Source organism: Frankia gtarii, from assembly GCF_025403375.1.
Classification (GTDB): domain Bacteria; phylum Actinomycetota; class Actinomycetes; order Frankiales; family Frankiaceae; genus Frankia; species Frankia gtarii.
The window spans coordinates 1-8,692 of sequence record NZ_JAMPTM010000277.1 but is presented as its reverse complement, the minus strand read 5'-3'; the positions used below and the strand labels follow the sequence as shown (position 1 = coordinate 8,692).

At 73.3% G+C, this 8,692-nt stretch carries 9 protein-coding genes; 3 read left to right on the top strand and 6 right to left on the bottom strand.

Going from position 1 to position 8,692, the window contains the following annotated elements; all coding sequences use genetic code 11:
- On the bottom strand, window positions 1-375 hold a 375-nt coding region (locus NBZ83_RS26815), incomplete at its 3' end, for a hypothetical protein (RefSeq protein WP_261576027.1).
- 202 nt (window positions 376-577) lie between these two features.
- Here NBZ83_RS26815 and NBZ83_RS26810 point away from each other — a divergent pair.
- The gene (locus NBZ83_RS26810) at window positions 578-901 is read left to right on the top strand and encodes a hypothetical protein (RefSeq protein ID WP_261568104.1); all 324 of its coding nucleotides are present in this window, start codon (window positions 578-580) and stop codon (window positions 899-901) included.
- 9 nt (window positions 902-910) lie between these two features.
- Here NBZ83_RS26810 and NBZ83_RS26805 read toward each other — a convergent pair whose 3' ends face one another.
- From NBZ83_RS26805 to NBZ83_RS26790, 4 genes are all read right to left on the bottom strand, one after another.
- Entirely contained in the window at window positions 911-4,117 is a 3,207-nt protein-coding gene (locus NBZ83_RS26805) for an ATP-binding protein (RefSeq protein ID WP_261568103.1), read from the bottom strand.
- Between the two features lie 170 nt (window positions 4,118-4,287).
- Entirely contained in the window at window positions 4,288-5,001 is a 714-nt protein-coding gene (locus NBZ83_RS26800) for an ABC transporter permease (RefSeq protein ID WP_261568102.1), read from the bottom strand.
- The gene (locus tag NBZ83_RS26795) at window positions 4,998-5,867 is read right to left on the bottom strand and encodes an ATP-binding cassette domain-containing protein (RefSeq protein ID WP_438803197.1); all 870 of its coding nucleotides are present in this window, start codon (window positions 5,865-5,867) and stop codon (window positions 4,998-5,000) included. Before NBZ83_RS26795 ends, NBZ83_RS26800 begins: the two co-directional genes overlap by 4 nt.
- Before the next feature lie 155 nt (window positions 5,868-6,022).
- Window positions 6,023-6,514 carry a MarR family winged helix-turn-helix transcriptional regulator gene (locus tag NBZ83_RS26790; RefSeq protein ID WP_261568101.1) on the bottom strand — a complete coding sequence of 164 codons (492 nt, stop codon included), beginning with the start codon at window positions 6,512-6,514 and terminating at the stop codon, window positions 6,023-6,025.
- A 91-nt stretch (window positions 6,515-6,605) separates the two neighbouring features.
- Here NBZ83_RS26790 and NBZ83_RS26785 point away from each other — a divergent pair, with 91 nt between their 5' ends.
- A complete protein-coding gene (locus NBZ83_RS26785) occupies window positions 6,606-7,268 on the top strand; it encodes a nitroreductase family protein (RefSeq protein ID WP_261568100.1) in 663 nt (220 codons plus the stop codon).
- Window positions 7,269-7,618: 350 nt separating this feature from the next.
- Window positions 7,619-8,377, top strand: a complete 759-nt coding sequence (locus tag NBZ83_RS26780) for a hypothetical protein (protein ID WP_261568099.1) — start codon at window positions 7,619-7,621, stop codon at window positions 8,375-8,377.
- A gap of 27 nt (window positions 8,378-8,404) precedes the next feature.
- On the opposite strand, the gene NBZ83_RS26775 is transcribed toward NBZ83_RS26780, so the two are convergent.
- On the bottom strand, window positions 8,405-8,692 hold a 288-nt coding region (locus NBZ83_RS26775), incomplete at its 5' end, for a hypothetical protein (protein ID WP_261576026.1).

Genomic DNA, 8,692 nt, shown 5'->3' with positions numbered 1-8,692 from the left:
GGAATGCGCGGCCGCGACGGCGGCGGGGCTCGCCACGCTGGCCGCCATGCTGGGCGCCGCGGCGCCCAGCGGGACGCGGGCACCGTCCTCCATCATCACTGTCCGTAGCGAAAAGCGGAGGGGGATGGTGGGGAGCTCAGCTACCCGGAAGGGGCCCGTAAGTGCCGGATGCGGCGGGATCCCGCCACCGACGGCGTTCTCGGTGCCGCCCGCCGCCGCGGATCCGACCGCGGCGGCGGCCTCCTCGGCCACCCGGGACGGCAGACTGCGCGAACCGATCAACCTTTTCTCGATCCCGCTCATCATCAGCATTCCAGCCATGACGAGAAGCGGAAATCCAAGCACCATCAGCAGGACGGGTGGTGTGAGACTCACCGAAAAACCCCCAGGCCGACTTACAGATCCGATCGACGCCGCCGGCGCCGTACCGTATGCCTTCCCCCCGACTCCGGTTGCTCACATCTCCAGCGCCCATCTCACCCGACTCGGGTATCCCCCAGGACGGGGTGGAAGGTCACCGATCTGTCCACCCCCGGTACTGTTCCCGCGGGCGGTTCGCTCGTACGCTTCGAGCAATATGTCTGTGCGGCCCGTACCGTTGCCCGCCTACAGCGGCCGTCCCCTGGTCGGTGATGCGGACCTGCTGGCGCGGCTCCACCTGCTCACCGAGCAGGTCGACTACGCCATTGCCGAGATCGTCCTGTGCCGCGCCGCCTACCGGCGGGCCTGCGAGGAGGAGGCCCACTGGCAGTGGTCGCCGTCCGGGGTCGAGGCGCTGAGCCGGCCGCCCGTCGCCGAGGCACTCGCCCGGCAGCTCGCCGCGGTCGAGCGGCTGCGGCTGTGGGCCCAGGAGTTGCACTGGTTGCAGGAGCAGGCCCGGCTGCGCGGCCTGCTGCGCTGAGCTGCGACCTCAGCCGGACAGCGACGCAGGCCGGTCCAGGGTCTCGAACAGCCGGCGGCCGAGGTTCGCCGCGGCTACGTTGCCGCGATGCAGGTACCGGGTGATGCCGGCCTCCATGCTCTCCGCGGCGTCGTCCTTGCGCCCGGCCCGGTACAGCACCTCCGCTCGGGAAAGCAGCGCGTGGCCCTGCCCGTCGACGTCGTCGGTGCGCCCGGTGAGGTCGACGGCGGTGTCGGCGAAGCGCAGCGCCTCCGCGTCCCGGCCGCGCAGGGACAGCAGCCTGGCGTGCACCCCGCACCAGCCGGCCTGGGCGGGTAGCTGGTCGGCGGCGGCGGCGTCCCGGCAGCGGGTGACGTACTTGCCGGCGTCGTCCACCTTGCCCAGGCGCACCAGCACGTCGGCCAGCGCAGCCGCGCGGTTGGCCAGCAGCGCCCGTTCCCCCATCCGGGACAGGGCTCGGCAGCTGCGGCGCAGCTCCCGCTCGGCGACGGTCAGCTCGTCGGCGAGAAGCGCCACCCGGGCGACGACGAACCCGCCGTGGAACGGGTCGGTCCGCGGCGCCCGCAGGTCGTGGACGATCTCCTCGGCGGCCTTGAGATGGATGCGCGCACCCTCCAGGTCACCCGACATCGCGGTGAGGACGGCGAGCTGGGCGAGTAGGGCGCGGCGCAGGGCCCGGTCGTCCCCGGCCGCGTCGAGGGCATCGCCGGCGCGGGCCAGGCTGCTGGCGACCGGCCGCGGCCCCCAGCTCATGAGCAGCGTGAGTTCGCGGCGCAGCGACTGCGCGGCCCGCGGCACGCCGGACTCCTCGGCGTGACGCACGGCGTTCACCATCGCCTGCTCGGCCGCGGTGAGCTGGCCGGCGGCCAGGTAGGCGTTGGCCTGGCTGCGGCAGGCCAACGCCGCTCCGACGTCGTCGCCCGAACGGACGAAGTTGGCCAGCGACGCGGCGGCCTCGGTCAGGGTGGTGGCGATCAGGCCCTCCGGGTCGGTGGAGAACAACACCCGCAGGTGGGCGAGCCGGGCGTGCGCCCGCAGCCCCTCCTCGCCGGCGCGCCGGGCCCGCTCGGTGACCTGACGCAGGATGCGCTCGGCGTCGGAGAAGCGGCCGAAGGAGTACAGCGCCCAGCCGAGGTCGATCTCGGCGCGCAGCCGCAGCGGGTCGGTCTCGGGCAGCAGGGTGATGGCCCGCTTGAGCAGCTGGGCGGCGCTCGTCTCGTCGCCCTGGCGCACCCGGTCGGCGGCCTCGATGAGGCAGGTCGCCGCGGACCGGCCCAGCTCGACGGTCTCCGCGTCGCGCTGGCCGATCTCCACCCGGTAGCGGAACGCCTGCTCCAGGTGGTAGCCGACGAGCTCGTCGTGCTCGCCCGGACCGCCGACGAGGCGGGCCTGCAGCCAGTGGGCGAACTGCTGGTGCAGGTCGGCCCGGCGCCGCTTCGAGGTGGACTCGTAGGCGCAGTCGCGCAGCAGCACGTGCAGGAACCGGAACGCCTCGACGCCCGGCAGGTCCGAGCGGTCGGGGTGGACCAGCTCCTTGCGGACCAGGTTCAGGCAGTGCACGGTTACCATCGACTGCTCGGCCGGGTCGGACAGGTCGATGACGGCGTCGAGGTAGAAGCGTTCCCCGACGACGGCCGCGCGTTCGAGGACGCGGCGTTCGGGCGGGTCGAGGCGGTCGAGGCGGGCGGCGAGCAGCGAGGAGATCGTCGGCGGCACCGTCACGTTGCGCAGGCTGCCGGTGGCGATCCAGCGGCTGCCCTCCCGGCGCAACAGCCCGTCGTCGACGAGGGCGGCGACCATCTGCTCGACGAACAGCGGGTTGCCCGCGGCGGAGGTGGTGATCCGGGTGACCAGCGCCGGGTCGAGGTCGTCGGAGCCCATGAGGCTGCGGATCAGGCGCTGGCAGCGGGCCTCCGTCAGCGGCGCGAGCAGCATCGAGGTGGCGTTGAACTTGCCGCCACCCCAGTCGCGGCGGTCCTCCAGCAGCTCCTGGCGGGCCAGGCAGAGCAGCATGATCGGCGCGTCACGGGACCAGTCGGCGATGTTCTCGATCAGGTCGAGCAGCGTCGGCTCGGCCCAGTGCACGTCGTCGAACCACAGGATCAGCGGCCGGCGCGCGGCCAGGGCCTGGAAGAACGACCGGACCGCCCAGAAGCTCTCCTGCGGGCCCTGCTCGGCGCCGCCGAGCCCCACCAGCGGGGCGAGCGCCTCGACGATCTCGGCGGCCTGGCCGACGCCGTCGAGCAGCTCGCGCAGCCGGCGCCGGCCGTCCGGAGCGCTCTCGTCGGCGGTCAGCCCGGTGGCCTGGCGCACCATCTCCATCAGCGGCCAGTAGGCGATGCCCTCGCCGTAGGACAGGCAGCGACCGGTGAGCACCGTGGCCCGGGTGGTCATGGACGTGCAGAACTCGCCGACCATCCGGGACTTGCCGATACCGGCCGAGCCGAGCACGGTGAACAGGTGGCAGGTGCGCTCGTCGATGACCGCCTCGAACGCGTCCTGCAGGCGGCGGCGCTCCCGGTTGCGGCCGATCACGGGCGCGGTGAAGCCGTGGATCGGCGCCCGGCTGCCCGGGCCCGCCGTCGGGTCCACGAGGCCCGTCAGCTGGTGTACCCGCAGGGGGTCGCGTTTGCCCTGCACGACCAGCGGGTCCAGCGGGGTCGCCGTGACGCTGTGGCGGATGAACCGGTGCGTGGTGTCGCCGATGAGGATCTCGTCGGGTGGCGCGGCGCTCTCCAGGCGGGCGGCGACGTTGACCGCGTCGCCGGTGACGCCGCCGCCGGCGACGGTGACCTCCCCGGTGTTGATCCCGATCCGTACCCGCAGTCGCAGACCCCACTTCTCCTGCAGGTCGGCGTTGAGCGCCGCCATCGCGGCCCGGATGTCCAGCGCCGAGCGCACCGCGCGCAGCGCGTCGTCCTCGTGCAGCACGGGAATGCCGAAGACGGCGAAGACGGCGTCGCCGATGAACTTCTCGACCGAGCCGCCGTGGGTGTAGATCACTTCCCGCACCGTGGTGAAGAACCGCCACATGACCTGCTGCAGCGGTTCGGAGTCGATCTTCTCGCCGATGTCCGTCGACCGGGCGATGTCCACGAACATGATCGTTACTGTCTTGCGCGCGCCGCTTCCCGCGGTGGGCAGGGGATTCCCACACTCGGAGCAGAAGCGCGCCCGCTCCGGGTTGTCCTCCGCGCAAGTCGGGCACGGCACCATGTGCCGGATGGTAGGCCGATCTCGGGTCGGTGCGGTGGGGGATGCGCCTACCCGACGCGTCGGAGGTGATCCGTCCCACACCGGTGCCACGTTTGTGTCCCGTCCGTGCGGTGGCGCCGTGAAGCGCGGTGGTCGGTTGTGGCCGCCGGTCGGCGGTCGCGGCGCCTCGATCATGACGGCAGGTCCCGTCGCACCGCGAACAGCCCCGCCGTCACGGCCAGTGATCCCCAGCAGACCGCGCTCGCCAGGGATGTGACCTCGAGTTCGGACGTCGGCCAGGCCAGCACGCCCAGGGGGGCGGTGACCGGTCCGCGGAAGCGGGTCGCATCCGGGAACAGTTCGACCATGCCGCAGCCGCCCAGGGCGAGCAGCGCGCCCGTCGGACCGCGCAGCAGCGTGCCGACCCCCACGCCGACCGCGCCCGCCGCCCACACGGTGACGGCGACCACGGCGTAGGCCCCGGCGACGTCGGCCGGGCGGTCCAGGTGCATGCCGGGTCCGCCGTAGCGGACCACCCCGACGACGAGCCAGGCGGCGAACAACACCGCGCTGAGCGTGACGCCGACCGCGGCGACGGTGATGCCCTGGGCAATCGTGATCCGGCGGCGACCCGGCACGGCGAGAAAAGCCAGCACCGCCGTCCGGTAGCGGTAATCCTGTGCCACAACAAGGACACCGAAGGCCATTGTGAAGTAGCCGGTGAACAACCCCGAGCGCGATCGCAGCCCGTCCCAGCTCGCCGCCGCGTCCTGGCCGGCCCACAGCATCAGCGGCACGTGCAGGATCAGAATCCCCGCCAGAGCGACCGGCTGCCAGCGACTACTGGCGATCTTGAACAGCTCGGTGCGTACCAGGACGCCCACACCGGCCTGCCGTCCGGTCATCTCAGCCGGCGCCCAGGGGCGTCGACGCCCGGCTGGGGCGGCCCCACCGGGCTGGCCCCCGGTTCATCGTCCGGCGCGCCGACGTGGGGACGGGTCAGCGCGAAGTAGACCTCCTCCAGGTCCGGGCCGTGTGTGTGCAGCTCGACAAGTGCGATCCCGTGCTGCGCCGCGACCTGGCCGACCTGCTCCGCCGTCCCGGCCGGCAGCCGCAGCCCGTCGTGCCCCGCGCCGGTCGGGACCAGGCCCTGGGCCGCGAGCAGGCCTGCGAGCCGTGCCGCGGCTGGGGTGCGCACCTCGACGTGGCCGCAGCCCAGGCGGTCCGCGGGCGCGTCGAGGACGACGCGACCCCCGCTGATGATGACCACGTGGTCGACGGTCTGGGCGACCTCGGCGAGGACATGGCTGGACAGCAGCGCGGTGCGGCCCTGGGCTGCCCACGAGCGCAGGAACGCCCGCAGCCACTGGATACCCTCCGGATCGAGGCCGCCGGTCGGTTCGTCGAGGACGAGCAGCGCCGGGTCACCGAGCAAAGCCGCGGCGAGCGTCAGGCGCCCCCGCATGCCGAGAGAGAACCCGCCGGTCAGGCGGTCCCCGGCGGCGGCGAGCCCGACGGTCGCGAGCACCTCGTCCACCCGGCGGCGTCCGACGCCCAGCGGCAGCGCCAGGGCGCGCAGGTGGTCGCGGGCGCTGCGGCCAGGATGGGATCCGGTCTCCAGCACCGCGCCGACCTGATGGGCCGGGTGATCAAGCTCGCGGTAGCCACGGCCGAACACGAGGGCCGCTCCGGAGCTCGGCGTCACGAGGCCGAGCAGGGCGCGCAGCGTCGTGGTCTTCCCGGAGCCGTTCGGACCGAGGAAACCGGTGATCTCGCCCTCGCGGACCGCAAAGCTGATCTCCCGAACGGCGTGGTGAGACCCGTATCGCTTGCTCAGGCGGTCGACGTGGACGACGGCGGTGACGGGAACCTCCCGGCGATGGTCCGATCCGACAGCTTCTACGGTAACGTCCCGCAGTTTGCTGTCTACTGTGGGGCTACACCGGATTCGGGCGCTCTGGATTCGGGCGCTCTGGATTCGGGCTCGGGCGGTCCGTGCCGCCGGATCGACGCCAGCAGCTCGACGAGCTGGGTCCGCTGCGCCGCGGTGAAATGCCGGGTGAAATCAGCCACCGTCTCCGCCCGCCGTCGACGGCCGACGGTGAGCGCCTGCCGGCCGGCCGGGGTGAGCGCCAGCAGCACCGCGCGCCGGTCGTTGGGATGTGAACGACGCGCCACCAGGCCGTCTGATTCCAGGCTGTCGACCGTCTCGGTCATCGTCCGGGGCACGACCGCGACCGCTTCGGCGAGGTCGCGCAGCCGGCAGGGCCCGATGTCCGCGAGCAGTTGCAGGACCTTGAACCGGCGCAGGGTCAGCCCGACGCTCGCCCGCAACGCCTCGTCGACCGCGATCCGCACCTGGTGGCCGGCGGCGAGCAGCACGTTCACGACCTCGTCGCCGGTGTCCGGTGGCGGCATCCGAGTGGTCTCCTCGTCTACGGTGATGGTGAGGTTATCTTAGGACGGTACTCCTCATAGTGAGGGTGCCTCGCCAACTAAGGAGTCCCCCGTGGATGCTCTCGCCTGCCTCATGACGCGCCGCACCGCGACCCGACTCGTCGAACCCGGACCGACGACGGAGCAGCTCGCCGTCATCCTCGGCGCCGCCACCACGGCACCCGACCACAAGATGCTGCGGCCGTGGCGGTTCGTCGTCGTACGTGGCGAGGCGCGGGCCACCCTCGCCACCGCCATCGCCGAGGCGGCGCAGGCCGTCGGCACCCTGCCCGAGCCGGTCGTGCGTAAGGCCGCCGGCAAGGCCACCCGCTCCCCGGCGCTCATCGCCGTCGTCGCCGCCCGCGTCGAGTCGAAGGTGCCGGTCGGCGAGCAGGACGCCTCCGCCGCCGCGGCGGCGCAGAACATCTGCCTGGCCGCCCACGCCCTCGGCCTGGCCTCGGCCTGGAAGTCGGTGCCGCTGCTGGACAGCGCGCAGGTCCGCGCGGCCTTCGGTCTGGCCGACGGCGAGGAGCTGGTCGGCTGGGTCGAGCTCGGCACACAGGCCCAGGGCATGCCGTTGCCGCCCCGGCCCGCGGTCCCGCTCGACCAGGTCGCCGCCGAGCTGGCGGTCGACGGCACCCTGCGGCCCGTCGCCGCGGTCGTCCCGGACCAGCTGTCGGCGTCCGCCGCGGCGGCGCAGCCCATCGGTTCCGCGCGCTCGGGCCCGGTCGGCTAGGTGGCCGTGATCCGCGTGCGACGCACCGCCGACGTGCTCGCATGTCATTGGGTCTCTCTCGTGCCTTTATCGCCGGCACTGGCGGGTGCGGTGCTCGTGTTGTTCATCCGTGATGCGAATGTGGTCGAGTCGATGCACAGCGTCGCCCAACAGGTTCCCACGCCACCGGGAACGAGCCCGGACGGTCCAGTTCCCGGTAAGTTGCCCCGCCGCGAGCGGAAGGCTACCTAAGCTGGACCGGGGGCCTTGGTCGGCCGGGCCCGAAACCGGGTATGACTCGGCTCCCGACCTGCGACGGGAGGTTCGCCGTGAGTGGTGCGCAGGCACCGGGACGTCACGGGTCCGCCCGCTTGCGTCCGAAGCACGGCCGGCTGCTACCCACCCGTTCGGGCCCGGGGCGGCTCGGCCTGGCGATGACGAGCGGCCTACTGCTCGCGGTCCTGGCCGGCTGCTCGGAGTCCGGTTCGTCGGGTGAGAACGTGGCCGCCCAGTCGAACACCTCGATCGCCGCCAGCCCCTTCCCCTCAGGTCAGGGCGCGCCGGCTTCGCCCACCGTGACCCCGCCGGCCGCCGCAGGCGCCACCGACGCGGCGAGCGCCGCGCCGGACGGTGCCACGGCTGGGAGCGGCTCGGCGGGCTCCCCCGGGTCGCCGAACTCTCCGGGGCCGAACTCCCCGGGGCCAGCGGGCGCTTCGGGTCCGGCCGCGGCGGGTGCAGGCGCGGCGCAGTCCGCTCCCGGGGCGAGCCCCGCGGCTGGCGCGGCCGGTGGGGGCGGCGGAGCTGGTGGAGGTGCCGCGGCCACGGCAGTGCCGACGCCGCAGCCGTCGGCGGTGTTCCTCGGCGAGGCGTGCGCGCCTGGCCGGAACAAGGCCCCGGCAACGGCCGTCAACGGCCTGGCGCTGTTCTGCGTTCCGGATGACGGGGGTGGGTCCGCCGCCGGCGGTCGGTGGTCCACCGAGCCGCCGACGTCCTCCGCGCAGTCGCCGCCGGAGGAGGGTGGGTCGTGCGAGCCGGCGGACGTCGGCCGGGTCCTGCGGGACTCAGCCGGGCGGCCGGTGTCCTGCCTGCGGGACCCCAACGGCATGTTGAGCTGGTCGGACGTCTCCTGAACGAGGCTGACCCCGGCCAGCTCGGGCTCAGCTCCGGCGGCGGACCCGGCGGGTGGTGACGGCCTCCGCGAGCGACCATGCGCCCGGCAGCACGAGCGCGCCGAACACCGTCGCCCACGCCCAGGGGTGGTCGGCGAGGTAGGGAACGGCGTCGTCGCTCAGCCAGCTGAACAGCGGGTCGTGCAGCACCGGAAACGCTCCGGCGGCCGCAATCACGGCGATGAGGCCGGCGGCGAGCACGGCCAGGCCGCCGGGCACCCGTCGCCAGCTGGTCAGTCCGATCATCAGCAGTCCGAGCAGGGCCCCGAGGATGCC

What these genes read in the sequence shown, in the direction of transcription:
- NBZ83_RS26810 (WP_261568104.1), top strand. Translation starts at nt 578, where the DNA reads ATGTCTGTGCGGCCCGTACCGTTGCCCGCCTACAGCGGCCGTCCCCTG.
- NBZ83_RS26805 (WP_261568103.1), bottom strand. Translation starts at nt 4,117, where the DNA reads ATGGTGCCGTGCCCGACTTGCGCGGAGGACAACCCGGAGCGGGCGCGC.
- NBZ83_RS26800 (WP_261568102.1), bottom strand. Translation starts at nt 5,001, where the DNA reads ATGACCGGACGGCAGGCCGGTGTGGGCGTCCTGGTACGCACCGAGCTG.
- NBZ83_RS26790 (WP_261568101.1), bottom strand. Translation starts at nt 6,514, where the DNA reads ATGCCGCCACCGGACACCGGCGACGAGGTCGTGAACGTGCTGCTCGCC.